The organism is Thermus altitudinis, from assembly GCF_022760835.1.
Classification (GTDB): Bacteria; Deinococcota; Deinococci; order Deinococcales; family Thermaceae; genus Thermus; species Thermus altitudinis.
Genome location: NZ_JAKTNQ010000003.1, coordinates 65133 through 83524 on the forward strand (window position 1 = coordinate 65133; position 18392 = coordinate 83524).

22 protein-coding genes and 1 riboswitch are annotated in these 18392 nt (G+C 64.4%); of the genes, 13 read left to right on the forward strand and 9 right to left on the reverse strand.

All coding sequences use genetic code 11. The features are described 5' to 3' along the window. Positions 1-9 precede the first annotated feature (9 nt). Complete coding sequence (locus tag L0D16_RS12365; RefSeq protein WP_279231110.1) at positions 10-135, forward strand: hypothetical protein; 126 nt, start codon at positions 10-12, stop codon at positions 133-135. Positions 136-175: 40 nt separating this feature from the next. Here L0D16_RS12365 and L0D16_RS02090 read toward each other — a convergent pair whose 3' ends face one another. Beyond that, on the reverse strand, positions 176-781 hold the full coding sequence (locus L0D16_RS02090) for a hypothetical protein (RefSeq protein ID WP_243029677.1): 606 nt from the start codon (positions 779-781) through the stop codon (positions 176-178). Between the two features lie 93 nt (positions 782-874). On the opposite strand from L0D16_RS02090, the gene L0D16_RS02095 reads away from it, so the two are divergent. Genes L0D16_RS02095 through L0D16_RS02115 form a run of 5 tightly spaced genes read left to right on the forward strand, consistent with a single transcriptional unit; the run spans position 875 to position 4373 of the window. Next, positions 875-1927, forward strand: coding sequence for an Mrp/NBP35 family ATP-binding protein (locus L0D16_RS02095; RefSeq protein WP_243029678.1), 1053 nt, complete (start codon positions 875-877; stop codon positions 1925-1927). A 1-nt stretch (position 1928) separates the two neighbouring features. Next, complete coding sequence (locus L0D16_RS02100; RefSeq protein WP_243029679.1) at positions 1929-2525, forward strand: helix-turn-helix transcriptional regulator; 597 nt, start codon at positions 1929-1931, stop codon at positions 2523-2525. 4 nt (positions 2526-2529) lie between these two features. Beyond that, positions 2530-3294, forward strand: coding sequence for a 50S ribosomal protein L11 methyltransferase (locus tag L0D16_RS02105; protein ID WP_243029680.1), 765 nt, complete (start codon positions 2530-2532; stop codon positions 3292-3294). Between the two features lie 3 nt (positions 3295-3297). After that, positions 3298-3984, forward strand: coding sequence for a 16S rRNA (uracil(1498)-N(3))-methyltransferase (locus L0D16_RS02110; RefSeq protein ID WP_243029681.1), 687 nt, complete (start codon positions 3298-3300; stop codon positions 3982-3984). After that, on the forward strand, positions 3981-4373 hold the full coding sequence (locus L0D16_RS02115) for a hypothetical protein (protein WP_243029682.1): 393 nt from the start codon (positions 3981-3983) through the stop codon (positions 4371-4373). Before L0D16_RS02110 ends, L0D16_RS02115 begins: the two co-directional genes overlap by 4 nt. Here the strand turns inward: L0D16_RS02115 and L0D16_RS02120 are convergent. Then, positions 4332-5234, reverse strand: a complete 903-nt coding sequence (locus tag L0D16_RS02120) for an AEC family transporter (RefSeq protein WP_243029683.1) — start codon at positions 5232-5234, stop codon at positions 4332-4334. The genes L0D16_RS02115 and L0D16_RS02120 overlap by 42 nt on opposite strands. 9 nt (positions 5235-5243) lie before the next feature. Between L0D16_RS02120 and L0D16_RS02125 the strand changes: the two genes are divergently transcribed. After that, positions 5244-6089: a Rossmann-fold NAD(P)-binding domain-containing protein gene (locus L0D16_RS02125; protein ID WP_243029684.1), complete on the forward strand. Its 846-nt coding sequence runs from the start codon at positions 5244-5246 to the stop codon at positions 6087-6089. Here the strand turns inward: L0D16_RS02125 and L0D16_RS02130 are convergent. The 5 genes from L0D16_RS02130 to L0D16_RS02150 are packed head-to-tail and all read right to left on the reverse strand — an operon-like array spanning position 6086 to position 11358. Then, positions 6086-6994 carry an NADPH:quinone oxidoreductase family protein gene (locus L0D16_RS02130; protein ID WP_243029685.1) on the reverse strand — a complete coding sequence of 303 codons (909 nt, stop codon included), beginning with the start codon at positions 6992-6994 and terminating at the stop codon, positions 6086-6088. The genes L0D16_RS02125 and L0D16_RS02130 overlap by 4 nt on opposite strands. Before the next feature lie 9 nt (positions 6995-7003). Continuing rightward, entirely contained in the window at positions 7004-7810 is an 807-nt protein-coding gene (locus L0D16_RS02135) for a carbohydrate ABC transporter permease (protein WP_243029686.1), read from the reverse strand. Continuing rightward, complete coding sequence (locus tag L0D16_RS02140; RefSeq protein ID WP_243029687.1) at positions 7810-8919, reverse strand: carbohydrate ABC transporter permease; 1110 nt, start codon at positions 8917-8919, stop codon at positions 7810-7812. Before L0D16_RS02140 ends, L0D16_RS02135 begins: the two co-directional genes overlap by 1 nt. Positions 8920-8972: 53 nt before the next feature. Then, entirely contained in the window at positions 8973-10208 is a 1236-nt protein-coding gene (locus L0D16_RS02145; RefSeq protein ID WP_243029688.1) for an ABC transporter substrate-binding protein, read from the reverse strand. Next, positions 10165-11358: an ROK family transcriptional regulator gene (locus L0D16_RS02150; RefSeq protein ID WP_243029689.1), complete on the reverse strand. Its 1194-nt coding sequence runs from the start codon at positions 11356-11358 to the stop codon at positions 10165-10167. The genes L0D16_RS02145 and L0D16_RS02150 overlap by 44 nt, the downstream gene beginning before the upstream one ends. 130 nt (positions 11359-11488) lie before the next feature. Then, a riboswitch (cobalamin riboswitch) is annotated at positions 11489-11647 on the forward strand. A gap of 129 nt (positions 11648-11776) precedes the next feature. Between L0D16_RS02150 and L0D16_RS02155 the strand changes: the two genes are divergently transcribed. The 6 genes from L0D16_RS02155 to L0D16_RS02180 all read left to right on the forward strand — a co-directional run bounded on the left by L0D16_RS02155 (position 11777) and on the right by L0D16_RS02180 (position 16748). Beyond that, positions 11777-12631 carry an ABC transporter substrate-binding protein gene (locus L0D16_RS02155; protein WP_243029690.1) on the forward strand — a complete coding sequence of 285 codons (855 nt, stop codon included), beginning with the start codon at positions 11777-11779 and terminating at the stop codon, positions 12629-12631. A 3-nt stretch (positions 12632-12634) separates the two neighbouring features. Beyond that, a complete protein-coding gene (locus L0D16_RS02160) occupies positions 12635-13663 on the forward strand; it encodes a FecCD family ABC transporter permease (protein WP_243029691.1) in 1029 nt (342 codons plus the stop codon). Continuing rightward, positions 13650-14402, forward strand: coding sequence for an ABC transporter ATP-binding protein (locus L0D16_RS02165; RefSeq protein ID WP_243029692.1), 753 nt, complete (start codon positions 13650-13652; stop codon positions 14400-14402). The genes L0D16_RS02160 and L0D16_RS02165 overlap by 14 nt, the downstream gene beginning before the upstream one ends. Then, the gene (locus L0D16_RS02170; protein WP_243029693.1) at positions 14383-14694 is read left to right on the forward strand and encodes a hypothetical protein; all 312 of its coding nucleotides are present in this window, start codon (positions 14383-14385) and stop codon (positions 14692-14694) included. Before L0D16_RS02165 ends, L0D16_RS02170 begins: the two co-directional genes overlap by 20 nt. 117 nt (positions 14695-14811) lie before the next feature. Continuing rightward, positions 14812-15549, forward strand: coding sequence for an SDR family oxidoreductase (locus L0D16_RS02175; RefSeq protein WP_243029694.1), 738 nt, complete (start codon positions 14812-14814; stop codon positions 15547-15549). A gap of 32 nt (positions 15550-15581) precedes the next feature. Next, complete coding sequence (locus L0D16_RS02180) at positions 15582-16748, forward strand: serine hydrolase domain-containing protein (protein ID WP_243029695.1); 1167 nt, start codon at positions 15582-15584, stop codon at positions 16746-16748. Here L0D16_RS02180 and mntR read toward each other — a convergent pair. Together mntR and L0D16_RS02190 are read right to left on the reverse strand one after the other, a co-directional pair. Then, positions 16730-17401, reverse strand: coding sequence for a manganese-dependent transcriptional regulator MntR (gene mntR / locus L0D16_RS02185; protein ID WP_243029696.1), 672 nt, complete (start codon positions 17399-17401; stop codon positions 16730-16732). The genes L0D16_RS02180 and mntR overlap by 19 nt on opposite strands. 29 nt (positions 17402-17430) lie before the next feature. Next, on the reverse strand, positions 17431-18339 hold the full coding sequence (locus tag L0D16_RS02190) for a DUF72 domain-containing protein (protein ID WP_243029697.1): 909 nt from the start codon (positions 18337-18339) through the stop codon (positions 17431-17433). Between the last annotated feature and the right edge of the window lie 53 nt (positions 18340-18392).

The following is an 18392-nucleotide window of genomic DNA, read 5'->3' on the forward strand; positions in this document are numbered from 1 at the left end:
ATGGGGCCCATGGGAAAGGCCGCCCAGGGGCCCATGCCCTTTGCCGCCTATTTAGGGGTTCCCCTCACGCTACGGCCGGGGCCAGGAGGGGTCCCTAACCTCTTGCTCCAGAACCTGGCCTACGAGGAAGGGTGATCCTACCTTGCCCGGAAGCCACCCTGGAGCTAAAGGCCCCCTACGAGGGGGTGGAGCCCGAAAGGGCGTAGAGGTAGTAATGACCCTCCCCCAGGTCAAAGAAGGCCTCCTCGTAGGCTAGGCCTTCAATGGGGGTGTCCGGGGGGATGGCCAGAGGGGTTTCCCCCACCCATAGGCCCTCAGGGGTCAGGCGGAGGATGCCTTGGGCCAACTCCTGAGCCTCCGCCTCGGGGTCGTTGAGGGGCGTGTAGAGGAGGCGCACGGGAAGGCCTTCCAGGCTATGGAGCACGTTGCTCCTGTCTTGGAAGGGTGCCCGGTGAAGGAGGCGCTCCTCCACGGGGGCGATCTCGCCCAAAAGGGCGTAGCGGTCTAGGGGCAAAAGGGCCTTGCCGCTTTCCAGGAGGACCAGGAAGCGGGTACGGTCCTCCTCGGAAAGGAGGACCGGGGCCCTATGCGGGCCCACCTTAGGGTCCTGGTCCAGCCTCTCCTTTTGCAGGAGGGCCTTGGCGGCTTCCAGGGCTTCCTCGCGGGTTTTGTAGAGGCTATAGGGGTTTACCTTGAAAAGGAGGTCATAGCCCCGGGGCCCCTGGACCAGCCAGGCCAGGTGGAGTTCATAAAAGGGTTGTTTTTGCCATTCAGGGTACATGCCGCCTCATTTTAGGCCAAGGGGGTCCTTTGGGTTGGGATCGTGAGTCCACCCCTTGCCCAAAAGCCTCCCCGGGTATACCCTGAGCCCGGTATGGCGCTTACGGAAGAAGGGGTCCTCGAGGCCCTGCGCACGGTGATGGACCCCGAGCTGGGGAAAGACCTGGTCTCCTTGGGCATGGTGGGAGAAATACGGCTAGAGGGAAGCCGGGTGGACCTCCTTATCCACCTCACCACCCCCGCCTGCCCCCTAAAGGGCCAGATTGAGGCGGATATCCACAAGGCCCTAGCCCCTTTGGGAGTGGAGGAGGTGCGGGTGCGCTTTGGCGGAGGGGTAAGGCCCCCCGAGCAGTACCCCATCCCCGGGGTGAAGCACGTGGTGGCGGTGGGCTCGGGCAAGGGCGGGGTAGGCAAGAGCACCGTGGCCGCTAACCTGGCCCTGGCCCTTCTCCAGGAGGGGGCCAGGGTAGGGCTTTTGGATGCCGACCTTTACGGGCCCAGCCAGGCCAAGATGTTCGGCCTGGAGGGGGAGAGGCTTAAGGTGGACCAAAACCGCAAGATTCTGCCCCTCGAGGCCTTTGGCCTCAAGGTCCTCTCCATCGCCAACATCGTTCCCCCGGGCCAGGCCATGATCTGGCGGGGGCCCATCCTCCACGGCACCATCAAGCAGTTCCTGGAGGACGTGAACTGGGGGGAGCTGGACTACTTGGTGGTGGACCTTCCCCCTGGAACCGGGGATGTGCAGCTGAGCCTGGCCCAGCTCACCCAGGTTTCCGGTGGGGTGATCGTAACCACCCCGCAGGAGGTGGCACTTATAGATGCGGAAAGGGCCGCGGACATGTTTAGGAAGGTGCAGGTGCCCGTCCTGGGGGTGGTGGAGAACATGAGCCACTTCCTCTGCCCCCATTGCGGTAAGCCCACCCCCATCTTTGGGGAAGGCGGAGGCAGGCGGCTGGCGGAGAAGCTCAAGACCCGTTTCCTGGGGGAGATTCCCCTTACCATGCCCCTGCGGGAAAGCGGGGATCGGGGAAGGCCCATCCTGGTGGAGGATCCGGAGGGCCTCGAGGCGGAGGCCTTCAGGAGGGCGGCCCGGGAGCTGGCCGCCTCCTTGAGCGTGCAGGCCTTTATCGCCCTGCCCATGGCTTAAGATGGCCTTAGTCCTGGAGGGCACCAAGGAGCGGGTACTAGACCTCTTGAGGCTCAGGCCCCACACGGCCAAGGAGGTGGCGGAGGCTTTGGGGGTGAGCCGGGTGGCCGCCTTAAAGCACCTCCGGGACCTCGAGGCCCGGGGCCTGGTGCGTTCGGAGGTGAGGAAGTGCCTGGGCCGAGGCCGGCCCTACCGCCTTTATGTGGCCCAAGACAGGGAGGCCCCCTACGCCGCCCTGTGCGGGGATGTGCTTAAAGGGGTGGAAAGGGTTCTGGGCCGGGAGGGGGTGGTGCGTCTTCTTTTGGAAAGGAACCGGAGCCTGTTTGCCCCCCTGAATCTGGAGACCCTGCCCTTACGGGATCGGCTTACCCGCCTGGCCCAGTTCCTTCGGGAGCAGGGCTACGAGGCGGAGGTGTTGGAGCACGAAGGGAAACTCTACCTCTGCCAGAAGCGTTGCCCCAAGCTGGCCCTTTCCCGGGAGCACGAGGCCCTTTGCCAAAGTGAGCTTCTCGCCTACCAGGAGTTACTGGGCCTGCCTCTTCAGCGGGAGGAGAGGTTGGCGGAGGGGGGGAACTGTTGTCGTTACCGGGTAGAATAGCGGGGTGTGGGTTTACCGCCTCAAGGGCACGGCGACGGAGCTGGACCCCCTGGTCCCGGAACTCTTCCATCGGGGGGCCCGGGGCCTCGAGGAGCGGGAGGGGGAGGTATGGGCCTATTTCCCCGCTCCCGTGGACCTTCCCTTTGGGGGGGTGTGGGAGGAGCTCCCCGACGAGGATTGGCTTGCTGCCTGGCGCCGGGACCTTAGGCCGGTAAGGGCGGGGCCCTTTTGGGTCTTGGCCCCTTGGCATTCCCTCGAGGGCCAAGGCATCCCCTTGGTGATAGAGCCGGGAATGGCCTTCGGCACCGGGCACCACGAGACCACCCGTCTGGCTCTTTCCGCCTTGGCCCGCCATTTGCGCCCTGGGGAGAAGGTGCTGGATTTGGGCACGGGCTCGGGCATCCTGGCCATCGCCGCCGCGAAGCTGGGTGGGGAAGCCTTGGGGGTGGACATTGACGAGGCCGTCCTCCCCCAGGCGGAGGAAAACGCCAGGAGGAACGGGGTTAGGGTGCGCTTCCTCCAGGGAAGCCTGGAGGAAGCCCTACCCTATGGCCCTTTTGACCTTTTGGTGGCCAACCTGTTTGCGGAGCTTCACCAGGAGCTGGCCCCCCGGTACCGCCAGGCCCTGGCCCCTGGGGGAAGGCTTCTCCTCACGGGGATCCTGGCGGAAAAGGCCTCCTGGGTGAAGGAGGCCATGGCGAAGGCGGGACCCACCTTTCTGGAAGAGGAGAGGGAGGGGGAGTGGGTCCTCTTGGCCTACAGGGGGTAAGGCATGCGCCCGCACCGCGCCTATAGCCCAGGCCTTACCGGGGTGCTCTCCTTGAGGGAAAGCCGGCACCTCCTCGAGGTCCTAAGGGCCCAGGTGGGGGACCGGTTCACCGTCTTTGATGCCGAACGGGAGGCCTTGGCGGAGGTGGTGGAGCTGGGCCCCCCGGTGCGCTACCGCATCCTGGAGGAGCGCCGCCCCGAAAGGGAGGTGGGGGTGGAGGTGGCCCTTTACCCCGCCCTTCTCAAGGGCGATAAGCTTTCCGAGGTGGTGCGCGCGGCTACGGAGCTAGGGGCCACCCGCATCCAGCCTCTTATCACCCGGCATAGCGTGCCCAAGGAGATGGGGGAGGGAAAGCTAAGGAGGCTTCAGGCCATCGCCGTGGAGGCGGCCAAACAGTCAGGAAGGCTTAGGGTGCCCGAGGTGCTGCCGCCCATTCCCCTAGGTTCCGTCCCGCCGGTGGAACAGGGTATGGTGGCCCATCTGGGAGCAAGAAGCCGGGTGCGGGAGGTGTTGGACCTTGGGAAACCCCTGGCCTTGGCCGTGGGGCCGGAAGGGGGGTTTGCTGAGGAGGAGGTGGAGTTTCTTCAGGAAAGGGGCTTTACCCCCGTTTCCCTGGGCCGCAGGATTCTGCGGGCGGAAACCGCGGCCATCGCCCTCCTCGCCCTTTGCACGGCGGGGGAGGGGAGATGAGGCTAGGGTGGCTCTTGGGGGTTCTTCTCCTCCTGGCGGGGTGCCGCTATACCTTTTTGCCCCTGGACCCCGGGAGGCCGCTTTCTCCGGAACGGCCCTTTTTGGTGGCCCGTCTGGAGAAAGGTGCGGGCGAGGCCCACGTGGCCCTTCGTGTAGAGCGCCTTCCCCGGCCAGGCTACCTTCACCTTAAGTGGTTCCGGGAGGAGGCTTTGCTCCAGGAGAAGGTTCTTTTCCTGGAGGGGCCGGGCCTTTATGGGGTTGCCTTTCCCTTCGGGGAGGGGTACCACCGCCTGGTGGGGCTTTGGGAAGGTGGGGTGCTCTTCCAGCTGGACCTGGGAACCCCCAGCCTACCGGACCCCGATCAGGAGGAGGAAAAGGGGAATCGTTAGGAAGGATAAAAAGGTGGAAACCACCACGCTCCTCGCCACCCGGTTGGCCTCGCTGCCGAACTCCCGGGTGAGGAGAAAGGCGTTCACCGCCACTGGGGTGGCGGACTGCAACACCAGGACCTGATGTTCCAGGCGGGGAAGTCCAAGGGCGAGCCCGACGCCATAGGCCAAGAAGGGTGCCAAAAGGAGCCTGAGGAAGCTGGTTAGGCCCTCAAAGGCCCCGATGGCAAAGCGGGTTTGGCCCATTTGCATTCCCAGGGTCAGGAGCAGGACGGGGATCGCGGCCTGGCCCATGAGGCGCACCCCTTCGTCCAAGCGGAAGGGGAGGCTAATCCCCAAGGCTTTTAGCATCAGGCCCAGGAAAAGGGCGTGGAAAAGGGGTAGGCGTAGGGTGAAAAGAAGCCCCTCCCTAAGGCTTCCGCCCCGGATAAAGGCCGGTCCCAACCCGAACATCACCACGCTGGAGAGGATGAAGTAGACCACGGCCCGCCTTAAGCCCTCCTCCCCTAGGGCGAAATAGACCAGGGAGAGGCCCATGTTGCCGGAGTTGGGGAAGAGGCTGCCCACCAAAAGCCCCTTGGTGACGCCGGGGGAGAGGCGGAGGAGCTTTCCCGCTCCCTGGATGGCCAGAAAGAGAAGAAAGTAGGTAAGGCTAAAGCCTAGGGTCAGTCCCCAAAGGCCTTCCCGGGAGTACTCCGCCCGGTACATGGCGTCAAAGATGAGGGCCGGCACCAGGAGGTACAGGGTAAGCCGGCTTAGGGTGGTGAGGTCCATGGGGATGCGCTTGCCCAACAGGTAACCGGCCAAAACCACCAAGGCCACGGGGAGCACGGTGTTGAGGAGAGCCTGCATGTGGGGCATTCTAAAGGCATGGGCTACCTGGCTCTTTCCCAGGCCTTAAGGAAGGTCCTCCTCCGGGGAGGGGTGGCCCCCAGGCGCCAGGTTCTAACCCTTCCCCAGGGGCAGTTTCTGGTGATGCCCGCCGCCGACCAGGAGGTGGCCCTTTGCAAGCTGGTTACGGTGGAGGCTTCCCCAAGGGAAGAGGATGGGCCTCAGCGCCGGCCTTCGGTGCAGGCGGAGGTCTGGGCCAAGAGGCTGGATACCGGGGAGGTCTTCCACCTGCCGGGAGAGGAGATCACGAAAAGGCGCACGGCCGCCCTTTCTCTTTTGGCGGCTAGGCTTCTTGCGCCCAGGCAAGAGGGGGCGCTTCTATTGGTGGGGCCGGGGGCGCAGGGGGAAGCCCACCTCAAGGCCTTCGCCGAAGGTCTTCGCCTGACCAGGGTCTTTGTGCGGGGAAGGAGTCGGGACAGGTTGGCAGCTTTTATGCGGAAGGTCCGAGAGATAGGCTTTCCTGTTGAGGAATGGTTGGGCGAGGAAGTGCCCGAGGAGGTGGCCTTCATCGTCACCGCTACCCCCAGTCCCACCCCGGTGCTACCGGAAAGGGTACCGGAGGGCGCCTTCATCGCCGCCGTTGGCAGTTTCCGCCCGGAGATGGAGGAGGTCCCCCGGGCCCTGGTGGAAAGGGCTGCCGTCTACTGCGACACGGAGGACGCCCTCGTGGAGGCGGGGGAACTTCAGGGCCTTTCTAAACCCGTGGTCACCTTAAGGGAAGCCCTCTTGGGCAAGCGGGCGGAAGGGGATCCCGTGCTGTTTAAGAGCGTGGGCCACGCCCTTTTTGACCTGGCTGCGGTGCGGCACCTCCTGGGCTTGGACTAAAGGCGAACCACGATCTTTCCGGTATGCCCCCGGTCTATGAGGGCCTGGAAGGCGGCCTCAGCCTCTAGGAAAGGGAAAACCGCCCCCACCACCGGCTTGAGCTCACGGCCCAACCGGGGCAGGAGAAACCCCAAGGCTTCCTGCACCAAGGCCTGTTGCCTGAGGAGGGGAGCCAGCCAAAAGCCCGTGACTGTAAGGTTTCGGCGCATGAGGCGCAGGGGATTCAGGGAAGCGGCCTCCCCCTCTGCGGCCCCGATATAGACCAGCCTTCCTCCCGGGTTCAGAAGGGCCAGGCTTTCCTCTAGAAGGTTGCCGCGCACCTCCAGAAGGATGTCCACCCCGCCGAAGGCCTTGGCCTTTTCCGGAAGCTCCCCATAGGTGGCGGTGGCCTCGGCGCCTAGGGTTTGGGGGAGGACCAGCTTCTCGGGCCTCGAGGCGGCGGCCAGCACCCGCAAGCCCATGGCCTTGGCCACCTGCACGGCGGCGGTTCCCAAGGCCCCTGCCGCTGCCTGCACCAGGACCTTTTCCCCGGGCTTGGCCCCCGCCTGCCGCAGGGCTAAATAGGCGGTGAGGAAAGAAACCGGGTAAGCGGCGGCTTCCTCAGGGGAAAGCCCCTCTGGCACCGGGAGAAGGGCCTCCCTGGGCACAGCTATCCGCTCTGCTAGAGCCCCATGCCCCATTAAAGCGGCAAAGCGCTGGCCTGCCACCCGACCTACGGCCTCCATACCGGGCACGAAGGGTGGGTGGACGCGGGTGAGGTACCCACCAAGGCGCATAAGGTGGTCGGCAAAATTCAGGCCCACCGCCTCCACCTCCAACACCACTTCTCCCGGGCCCGGTGTGGGGTCGGGAAGCTCTTTAAGGACCAATGGACCACGCAAGCGTTCTTGCACCCAGGCGCGCATGGGGGGAGCTTACCCCTTTACGGAACCAGCTAGAAGGCCCCGCAGGAAGTACCGGCCCAGGAGGATATAGACGAAGAGGGTAGGTAGGGCAGCCAGGATAGCCCCGGCCATGGGCAGATTCCATTTCACGGCTTCACCCCCTGCCAGCTGGGCCAGGGCCACAGTGATGGGCTGGCTTTCCGGCCGGGTTAGGGTCACGGCGAAGAGGAACTCGTTCCAGATCTGTGTGAACTGCCAGATGGCCACCACTACGAAGGCGGGAGCGGAAAGAGGTAGGATCACGTGCCGAAAGATACCGAAGAATCCCGCTCCGTCTATGCGGGCTGCCTCTACCAGCTCATCCGGGATTTCGCTGTAGTAGTTCTTGAAGATCAGGGTGACGATGGGAATTCCGTAGACCACGTGTACCAGGATGAGGCCCCAGAGGGTGCCATAGAGGCCTATGGCCTTCACGAACTGGAAGAGGGGGATCAGGATGCTTTGGTAAGGGATGAACATGCCGAAGAGCATGAGGGCAAAGAGGAGGTTAGATCCCCTGAAGGGCCATTTGGCCAGGACGTAACCGTTGAGCGCTCCCACTACAGCAGAGAGAACGGTGGCAGAAAGGGCCAGGATCACGCTGTTTTGGAACTTGGGGCGGAAGGCCTCCCAGGCCACCCTGAAGCTTTCCCAGTATACGGGATTGGGCCAATGCCAGACCGTGTCCAGGGTGATTCTGGCAGGTTCCTTTAAGGCGGTGAGGATCACCAGGTATACGGGAAGGAGGAAGAAGAGAGTGGCAAGGAGGAGAAAGGTGTATAGAAGAATCCGGCCCATCAGCGCCTGACCTCCTTCCTCAGCTGGCTCGCCAGGTAGGGGATGACCACCATGGCCACCAAAAGCAATAGGAGTATGCCGATGGCAGCACCCTTGGCAAACTGGTTGCCTCGGAAGGCCAAAAGGTACATGTAGATGGCTGGCACGTCGGTGGGAGCATAGTCTAGCCCAGCCATAGCGAAGATAAGGTCAAAGATCTTCAAGGCAATGTGGCCTAGGACGATCAGGGCGGAAAGTGTGATGGGGGCGAGGAGGGGAAAAATAACGTACCGATAGGTCTGCCACTCGCTGGCCCCATCCACCTTGGCGGCCTCCAAAATTTCCACGGGGATGCCCCTCAGGCCCGCCAGGTAAAGGGCCATGGTGTAGCCCGACATCTGCCACACCGCTGCCAGGATCACGCCCACCAAGGCCAGGCTGAAGCCGTGGGGCTCGGCGTAGGGAAGAAGGCGGATGTTCCGACCCAGGGTTAGGGCCCAAAGGAGAAGCAGCCCACTGGATAGGAGACTCCAGAAAAGACGCTTCCTTTCGCCTCCGCGGTGGGCTTGCCAGGCAAGGTACAGAAGGGTTAGACCCACGGCCAAGGCTGTGTAGAAAGGGAGTTGATTCCAGTCGAAGACCAGCACCTGTTGCCTTGTGGTGAGCCAGGGAAAGTTGAAGGGGGGAAAGCCAAAGAGAGTGGGTAAAACGTTGACCCCACCTTGGGGTTGCAGAAGCCAACGCCAGATGGTGCCTGTTACCACGAAGGAGAGGGCCATGGGAAAAAGAAAAACAGTGCGAAAAAAGCCTTCCCCCTTAGGGCCTCGGTCTAAGGCTATGGCCAATAGAAGGCCCAGGCCCAGGGTTCCCGCCATGAAGAAGAGGGTAAAAAAGATCAAGTTGACCACGCTCTGGCGGAACCGCACGTCCACAAAGCCGCTAAAGAGCTCGCGGTAGTTCTCCAGGCCCACGAACTGGAGCTCAGGTCTCAGGGCCAAAGCTTGAGTGGGGTTCTTCCCCCAGTCGCTGAAGGAAACCCAAAGGTTTTGCCCGATGAAGCCGTAGACAAAGATGCCCACCGCCACCAAGGAGGGAAGGAGGACCAGAAAGGCCGTGATCCGGTCGCGCATGCTACCTCCGGGAAAAGCCCGTGGGGGCTAAAGCCCCCACGGGCCGAGAGGCGTTACCGGCCCAAGCCTACCTGGTTGGCGATGGCCTGGGCGGCGTTGGCTGCCGCTTGCGGGTTCTTGCTCTGCAAGAAGATCTCCATCACCGTGCCGAACTGGCTCATGAAGCTTTCGGGTGCCACGGCTCCGTGCACCAAGGAGCCCACGATGCGATTGGACTGCCAGTCCTTCATGGCCGACTGACCATAGGCGTTGTATTTGGCAGGGTCAGAGTCCAACCGGGCGGCGATGGAGCCTTTTAAGGGGTTAAAGGTGTCTTGACCTTCCTTGGAGCCCACCAGCTTGAGCCAGTTGATGGCGTTCTGCCGGTTCTTGGCTCCCTTGGGCAGGCCGAAAGAATCGGAGAGCATCATGAAAACCCCGGAGGTGCCTGGAGAGGGTGCCCAGGCGAAGTCGGTGCCCGGCTTGAGCTTAAGGGTGGTGCTCATGTAGCCAGCGGCCCAGTCGCCCATGATGTTGAAAGCAGCTTTACCCTGGACTACCCGGTCCACCGCCTGCTGCCAGGACAGGCCTGCGGCGTCCTTGTTGGCGCAATCCAGCACCTTGCCGAAGGTGTCCCAGACCGCCACCGCCTTGGGGTCGGTGAACTTGAGCTTGCCGTTCCAGAGGTTGGCCCAGCCGTCAGCCCCCAGGGTGGCCAGGGCTACGCTTTCCCAGAGGTGTTGTTGGGTCCAGTTCTCCCCTAAGGCTAAGGGCGCCTCGAGACCCTTACGCTTTAAGGTCTGGCAGGTGGCGAGAAAATCCGCCCAGGTCTTGGGTGGTGTCACCCCCCATTCCCGGAGCTTGGCGGGAATGTACCACATGACGTTGGAACGATGGATGTTGACGGGCACGCTCCAGATACCCCCCTTGTAAGAGAGGAGGTCGATAAGGCCCTTGGGGAAGGCTTGGAGCCAGCCCTCCTGCCGGAATAGGCTGGTGAGGTCCTCCATGCGGTCTGCCACCACCCAGGTGCCGATGAGCTCCTGCCCCGCGTGCACCTGGAAGGTGTCGGGTGGATCCCCACCCAGCATGCGGGTTTTCAGTACCGCCTTGGCGTTGACCCCAGCTCCTCCCGTCACCGTGGCGTTGATCACCTCCACGCCGGGATACTTTTGCTTGTAAAGCCGGATGAGGGCCTCGAGGGCTGGTCCCTCATCCCCTGCCCACCAGGAAAAGATCTCCAGCTTGCCCGTCTGGGCCAGGGCGCTAAACCCCAGGGCCACGCCGATCGCTAAAAGCCACTTCCTCATACCTACCTCCATTGCGACGTGGGCTTTCCGCCCACAGGCCGCCCAGCTCAAAAAACTTGACCAAAAAGAGACTGGCCCCACCCACGGCCGGGGCCAGGTGTCCGTAGACGGAAGGTTGCACGGGTAAGGAGCGGTGGGCCTCCAAAAAGGCGTGGGCCTCCAAGGACTGGCGCATGGGGTGTTCCAGATGGGTGAAGAGCTCGGCTGCCTTGCCTCCCACCACCACCCGACCCGGGTCGTAGGCTACCGCCAGGTTGGCGAGGAACCGCCCTAAGACCTCGCCCAGATGGTGGATGGCCTCGAGGGCCAAATCCTCCCCTTGCTCGGCCAGGTGGAGGAGGGCCTCCAGAACTTCGGCCTTGCCTCCAAGGGCCCGGTAATGCTCCAGAAGTGTTCCGAGGCCGACCTCAGTTTCCAGGCACCCTATCCGGCCGCAGGCGCAGGTTTTATTCCCCTGGCCGAGCCAATGTCCAAGTTCCCCAGCAGCCCCGCTGGCTCCGCGCAAAACCCGGCTTTCCGATACCACCCCAACCCCCAGGCCCGTGCTGAGCACCAGATAGGCTAAGTTTGCCTCCCCGTGGAAGAAGACCTCGGACAAAGCCGAGGCCTTGGCATCGTTTTCCAGGGCCGTGGGCAAGGGGAAATCGGCAAGCAGGGGCCGGAGGTTCAGGTTTCTCCAGCCCAGGTTAGGAGCTAACAAGAGGCGGTCTTCCACCACCACCCCGGGCAGGGTGATCCCTAAGCCCAAGGGTCCGGGCACGTGGGGAAGTATCTCCCGTAAAAGTTTTTCCAAACGCTCCTTGGGCCCGGCCTCCCGAAGATGGCCCCATTCCTTGGCCCACAGGACCTCCCCCCGCCAGTCCAGGGCCAAAAGGACCGTTCCCTCCACCCCTAGCTCCGCCCCTAGGGCGAAGCGGGCACCGGGGCGCAGGTGGAGCAAGGTGCCGGGTCGGCCCACAGGGGGAGAGGTAAAGGCCCCTTCCTCCAAGAGGCCTTCTTGCAGGAGTTCGTCCACCAGGCGGCTTACGGCACTTTTGGCCAGGCCGGTAAGCCGGGAAAGATCCGCACGGGTAAGGGGGCCCCCCCTGAGGTGGGCCAGGATGGCCCGTCGGTTTAGCCTGCGTATTTCCTGTGTATCCCCCTTGCGCATCCGTTCCCCTCCGCCCCCGCCTTTAGTTCGTTCTTGGGACTAAGTAAATCACCGGGTACCAAGTCTGTCAAGGCCTTGCCTTTTCATCCCCTAAGCTTTAGGCTGGCGATAGGGCCCGCTAGGGCCTTAAAGCCAGGTCCGTTGCCCTGGTGCCTGGGCGCGTAGTCCAGGCTTAAAGTGGGGAAGTCCGGTGCAAGTCCGGCGCTGTCCCGCAACGGTAACCGGTCCTCCTACGTGCCTGTCTATGTAGGCCGGAAGCCCGAATACCTGCCAGGGCCGCCCGCAAGACCCCTAGGCGGGCACCTCACGCGGATGGGGGAGCGATGGGGGTTTGCAAAGCCATTTGCGCCCCTGCCTCCCGGCAGGGGTTTTCCCTACCTCCCCCGGGCCTGGCCCTAGCGGCCCGAGGGAGGTAGGTATGAGGAGAGTTTTTGCGGCAATAACGGTCCTTTTGGCCCTAGCCTTCGCCTTTCCCCTAACCCTCACCGACGACCTGGGGCGCACGGTTACGGTTAAGGCCCCGCCCAAGCGCATCGTCACCATGCTTCCCTCGGTGACGGAGACGGTCTGTGCCCTGGGTGCTTGTGACCGGATCGTGGCCACCGACGACTACTCCGATTGGCCGGAGAGGGTGAAGGCCTTGCCTAAGGCGGGGGGGCTATACAACCCCAATCCCGAGCTTATCGTTTCCCTAAGGCCGGACCTGGTTCTGGTCTCCAAGTACGGCCGGCTCTATGAAACCCTGGAGCGGGCGGGCCTGGTGGTCTTTGCGGTCAGGACGGAAACCTATGAGGACATCTTCCGCACCACCCGTACCCTGGGGAAACTTCTGGGCCTCGAGGCCCAGGCGGAGCGCCTGGTGGCCCAGATCCAGCGGGAGGTATACCAGGAGGAGTCCCGGGCGGCCAAGGCCAAGACCCGGCCCCGGGTGTACTACGAGATCGACCCTACTCCCTATACCGTGGGTCCTGAGAGCTTCATCGGGGTTCTGATCCAAAAGGCCCGGGGTGCGAACATTATCCCTAGGGAGCTAGGCCTTTTCCCCAAGATCGCTCCGGAGTTCGTGGTGGAGAGGAACCCCGAGGTGATCGTGGCCACCTACCCGGGTGCTTTGGAAACCATCCGGGCCAGGCCTGGGTGGAGCCGGGTGCAGGCGGTCCAGACGGGGCGCATCTGCGTGTTCACCGGGGGCCAGGATAACCTTCTCTCCCGCCCGGGCCCCCGGGTGGCCCAGGGGCTTAGGCTCTTGGTGGATTGCTTCCATGGGCGTTAGGCCATGATTCAAGCCCTCCCCCTGGCCTTTAGGCGGAGCCTGGTCTTCCTCTGGTTACTTTTCCTCCTTCTTCTGGCTCTGGTGCTGGGGGTGGCCCTGGGGGCGGTGAACCTGCCGCCAGGCGAGGTGCTCCAAGCCCTTTTGGGCCTTAAGGAGAATCCCATCGTCACCGAGATGCGGCTTCCCAGGGTCTTAGGGGGAATGCTGGTGGGGGCGGCCTTGGGCGTGGCGGGGGCCAGCTTCCAGGGGCTTTTCCGCAACCCCTTGGCCGACCCCTACCTCATGGGCTCGGCGGCAGGAGCAGCTTTTGCCGTGACCCTGTTGGCCTCCTTGCTGGGGGGATTGTCTCCCGCCTTTGCCCAGCACGCCATCTTTCAGGGCTTGCCCCTCTCCGCCACCCTCTTCGGGTTCCTGGGAGCCCTTTCCGCCACCCTCCTTACCCTGGTCCTGGCGGGGGGGGCGGCCCGAACGGGGGAGCTGGTTCTGGCGGGGGTGGTGGTGGGAAGCGTCCTGACGGGGGCCACCACCTACCTGATGCTGCAGGATGCCGACCGGGTGCGGGCGGTGTTCGCCTACACCTTGGGGAATCTGGCCTTTTTGGGTTGGCCTGGGGTGAGGGTCCTGGTTCTCTTTTTCCTGCTGGCTCTTCCCCCCCTCTTGCTGCTGGGCCGGGTGTTGAACGCCCTTCAGCTGGGGGAGGAGGTGGCCAAGAGCCTGGGGCTGCCCCTCGAGGGTCTTAAGCTCCTTCTCCTCCTGGCCGCAAGCCTTTTGGTGGCCGCTGCCGTGGCCCAGGCGGGGATCATCGGTTTCGTGGGCTTGATTACCCCGCATCTCCTTCGGCGCCTCTTGGGGGAGGACTACCGCCTGCTTTTGCCCGCTTCCGCCTTGGGGGGAGCGGCCCTCCTCGCCCTGGCGGACCTTTTGGCCCGCACCCTTACCCGTCCGGCGGAACTTCCCGTAGGGGTGGTCACCACCCTCTTGGGCGGACCCTTTTTCCTTTACCTCATGTGGAGGCGGCGTGGAAGGGCTTGAGGCTAAGGGCATCGTGGGCCCCTATGCCCTCTTGGGGGTGGACCTGGCCGTACGGCCGGGGGAGTGGGTGGCCCTTTTGGGCCCTAACGGCTCAGGGAAAAGCACCCTGTTGAGGGTTATGGCGGGGCTGCTTTGGCCCAGGTCGGGGAAGGTGTTGCTGGAGGGCAGGCCCCTTCGGGCCTACGGTAGCTATGCCCGGGGCCAGCTCCTTGCTTACCTGCCCCAGGGGGGCCCCTACCCGGAGGGGCTTTTGGTGGAGGAGGTGGTGCGCCTGGGAAGGCTTCCCCACCTGGGCCTTTGGGGGCAGGAGGGACGGGAGGACGGGGAAGCCGTGGAGTGGGCCTTGGAGGTTACAGGGGCTTCCCGCTTCCGGGGGCGGTACCTGGGTAGCCTTTCCGGGGGGGAGCGTCAGCGGGTTCTTTTGGCCCGGGCTCTGGCGGCCAGGCCTCGGTACCTCCTTCTGGACGAGCCCACCACCTTCCTGGACCTGGAGTACCTGGGGGGGCTTCTTGCCCTCCTGCGGGGCCTGGCCGCCAAGGGTATGGGAGTCCTGGCCGTCCTCCACGATCCCAACCAGGCGGCCCTGGCCGACCGGGTGGCGGTGCTCAAGGGGGGGAGGCTTTTGGCGGAGGGAAGGCCGGAGGCGGTCCTTACCGAGCCCCTTCTCCAAGGCCTCTATGGCCAAGGGGTTCGGGTGGCCCACCTTGGGGGGAGGCCCCATGTCTACCTGGACGCATAGGGCCAGGCTCTACATTCGCGGCCGGGCCTTCCTCTTGGACCTCGGCGAGGAGGTGGCCTTCTACACGGAGTCTGGACCCAAGAGGGCCCGTTACCTTCTGGTGGGCCGGCTTTCCCAGCCCGAGCGCCTGCGGCTTGGCCTGCCCGGGGAAGGGGTTCTCCACTATCCCTTGCCGGTGGACCCCTTGGCCTTTGAGTGGGAGGGGGAAACCCTGGTCCTTCCCGGGCTCAGGGTGTATCTGGGAGGCCCGCCCGCCTTTGTGGAAACCCCGTACTACGCCTGGCGGCTATAGGCTGGGATCTCCTTGGGTCCATGGAGGGCAAAGGCGCCCCAGTGGTCCTTGACGGGGAGCTTGGCCCCGGGGTAGGGTGGACTTACCGACCGTTCGGTCGCACGCGGGAGGTGGGGGATGCGGCTTAAGGACAAGGTGGTGCTGATCACTGGGGCGGCCCATGGGATCGGCCGGGCCACCCTGGAGCTTTTTGCCCGGGAAGGAGCGAGGCTGGTGGCCTGCGATCTAGAGGAGGAGCCGCTAAGGGAGGCGGCGGAGGCCACGGGGGCCTTGGCCATACCCATGGACGTGGCCGATCCCAACTCGGTGGAGAGAGGATTCCAGGAGGCCCTCGAGGCCCTGGGCCGCCTGGATGGGGTGGTCCACTATGCGGGCATCACCCGGGACAACTTCCACTGGAAGATGTCCTTGGAGGACTGGGAGGCTGTGGTAAGGGTGAACCTCACGGGAAGCTTCCTGGTAGCCAAGGCGGCTTCCGAGGCCATGCGGGAGAGGAATACGGGTTCCATCGTGCTCACCAGCTCCCGGGTGTACCTGGGCAACCCGGGGCAGGCAAACTATGCCGCCTCCAAGGCGGGGGTGGTGGGGCTTACCCGCACCCTGGCCTTGGAGCTTGGGCGGTACGGCATCCGGGTCAACGCCCTGGCCCCTGGCTTCATTGAAACCCGCATGACCGCCAAGGTGCCGGAGAAGGTGCGGGAGAAGGCCATCGCCGCCACCCCCTTGGGCCGAACGGGCAAGCCTTTGGAGGTGGCCTACGCCGCCCTTTTCCTGGTTTCCGACGAGTCCAGCTTCATCACCGGCCAGGTGCTCTTTGTGGATGGGGGGAGGACCGTGGGGGCGGCTCCTGCCTGAGGGCTTAGGCATTAAGGCCCGAAAGGGGAAGCATGGATTTTTCCCGGTTGGATGCCTTTTTAACCAGGCAGGTGGCTGAGGGCCTTCTGCCCGGGTATGTGGCCTTGGTGGCCCGGGGGGGAGAGGTGGTCTACCACGGGGTGGGGGGTTACTTGGACCCGGTGAAGGGCTTACCCATGCAGGAGGATGCCCTTTTCCGCGTGTACTCCATGACCAAGCCCTGGGTTTCCGCCTTGGCCCTCACCTTTGTGGAGGAGGGCGGCCTTTCCCTTCTGGACCCTGTGGAGAGGTATCTGCCCGTCTTCGCTGGGGTAAAGGTGGGACGGGAGGTGGGGGAGGAGGTGGTCCTCGAGCCCCTGAGGCGGCCCCTCACCGTCTACGACCTCCTTCGCCACACCGCGGGCTTCACCTATGGGGTCTTTTTCCGCTCCCCGGTGAAGAGGCTCTACCTGGAAGCGGGGGTGGATCGGTTTGACCTGTCCCGGGAGGCCTTCTTGGAGCGGCTTGCCGCCTTGCCTCTCCGCTTCCAGCCTGGGGAAGCCTTTGAATACGGGCTTTCCACCGATGTGCTTGGGCACCTCTTGGAGGCCCTTACAGGTAAAAGCCTGGCGGAGCTCTTGGCGAAGCGGGTGTTTGCCCCTTTGGGGATGCGGGATTCGGGTTTTCTAGCCCAGGACCTTTCCCGCTTGGCCAGGCCCTTCCTCCAGGATCCGGAAACGGGTAGGTCCATCCGCCTCATCCCCGTGGAGGCGGAGCCGCCCCGGTATGCGGGGGGCTTGGGTGGCGTGAGCACGGCCTTGGACTACCTGCAGTTCCTGGAGGCCCTACGCACGGGCCGGGGCCTCCTACATCCCCGCCTATGCCGCCTCATGACCCAGGACCACCTGGGCCCCCTGTACGAGGCGGGGTTGCGGCGGGGCCTGGAGTACACCCCTGGCCCTGGCTACGGCTTCGGTCTGGGGGTGGCGGTGCGTTTGGGCCATGGGGGTTTGGCCCCAGGGAGCCCCGGGGACTTCTACTGGTGGGGGTTTGCCGGCACCTACTTCCTGGTGGATCCTGCCCTGGAGCTGAGCGCCTTGCTGTTTACCCAGGCCCCCAATCTCCTTTCCCTGCTGGAGCCGGAAAAGGCCCTTCACTCCCGGCTCGGGCAAAGGCTTGGCCTGGCCTTCCGCACCCTGGTTTACGGAGCCCTTTCCTGAAGGGCCACCACCCCCACCGCCTGGGCCAGCTCCTCGGGGAGTCGGAATACCTCCCCTGCCACCTCGATGCCCACCCCGTCTCCGGTCTCCACCACTCTAAGGGTCTTTCCAGGAACCAGGCCCAGCTTGGCCAGGAGGTTGAGGGTACCCCGGTCCTGGGCCAGGGCCCGCACCACCCGGGCTTCCCCCAAAGGGGCCTGCGAGAGGGGGAGGGCAGGGGCTTCCGGCAGGGCCAGGTCCTTGGTAGGGATGGGGTCCCCGTGGGGGTCAAAGGGGGGGTGGCCCAAAAGCTCGGCGATCCTTTCCTCAAAGGCCTCGCTGATCACGTGCTCCAGCCTTTCCGCTTCCTGGTGGACCTCCTCCCAGCCGTAGCCCAGGGCCTGGTGCAGGTAGGCCTCGAGGAGCCGGTGGTGCCTTAGGACCTCCAGGGCGATCCGCCGCCCGGCCTCGGTGAGCCGGGCCCCCTGGTAGGGGGCGTGCTCCACCAGGCCTAAGGCGGTGAGCTTCTTAAGCATCTCCGTCACCGAGGGAGGTTTAACCCCCAGGCGCTCGGCAAGCGCCTGGGTGGGCACCGGGCCTTGCCGCTCCGCCTCCAGGAGGAAAAGCTGCTTCAAGTAGTCCTCCTGGGCCTCGGACAGGGGAGGGCGTCCCATCCCCCCCAAGGTAGCACGAATCCCCCCGGCTAGAGGAGTTGCTCCGCCCAGGGGGGTGGACCCAGACCCAAAAGACCCTTAAGCCCCATGGCCGCTTCCACCCCCTGGGTGCCGTAGTTGTTGTTAAAAATGACGAAAACCGCTTCGGCCTTCTCCGCCAGGGTACGGGTGGCCTGGGCGAGGTCTTCCAGCTCCTCCGCCGAATAGCGCCAGTTGAAACGCTCGTAGGGCTTGAGGTGGGGGCCTTTCCAGGAGGCCACGTTTCTTCCGTGGCAGCGGAGCACCGCCACGGGATGGGTGGGCTCCAGGACCCGGGGTGGGGCCTCGGGGTGGGGCGGGGCGTCCACGCTCACGTGGATGAGGCCCAGCCGCAGAAGCTCCTTCTTCACGAAGCCCCAGGCCACGTACCACCTGGGGTTGCGGAACTCCACCGCCACCCAGTAGCCCCGGGTCCTTTCCGCCAGGTGCTCCAGGTACTGGAAGCTACGGGGCTTGGGTTCGGTCCAGGGGGGGAGGCCAAAGTGCAGGTAGCCCAGCTTGCCCGCTTCCCGTAAAGGTTCTATGGCGGCAAAGAAGCGGTTCCACGCTTCCTCCACCACCTCCTTGGGCACTTCCCGTTGGGAGAGGTGGCCTTCCTGCCGGGGCAACAGGGTGCGGAGGTCCTTGGGAAGCGCAGGGGCCTCGAGGCCGTGCCCCGTGAAGGCAGAAAAGGCCTTCACGTGGAAGAGGAAGCCCGCTGGGGTCCTTTCCGCCCACTTGGCCACCACCTCCCGCCGGGGCAGGGCGTAGAAGGTGCTGTCCACCTCCACGGTGTCAAAGTGGCGGGCGTAATGGCGGAGGCGTTTTTCCGGATGGTTGCGCACCTCAGGCGGGTACCAGCCGGAGTTAAGGAGGGTCTCGTCCGTCCAGCTGGCGGTGCCTACGCGGATCTCCGCCATGCTCCCATACTGGCAAAAGGCGGGGAAGGGGGGCAAGGGTTACCGAGGGGTTG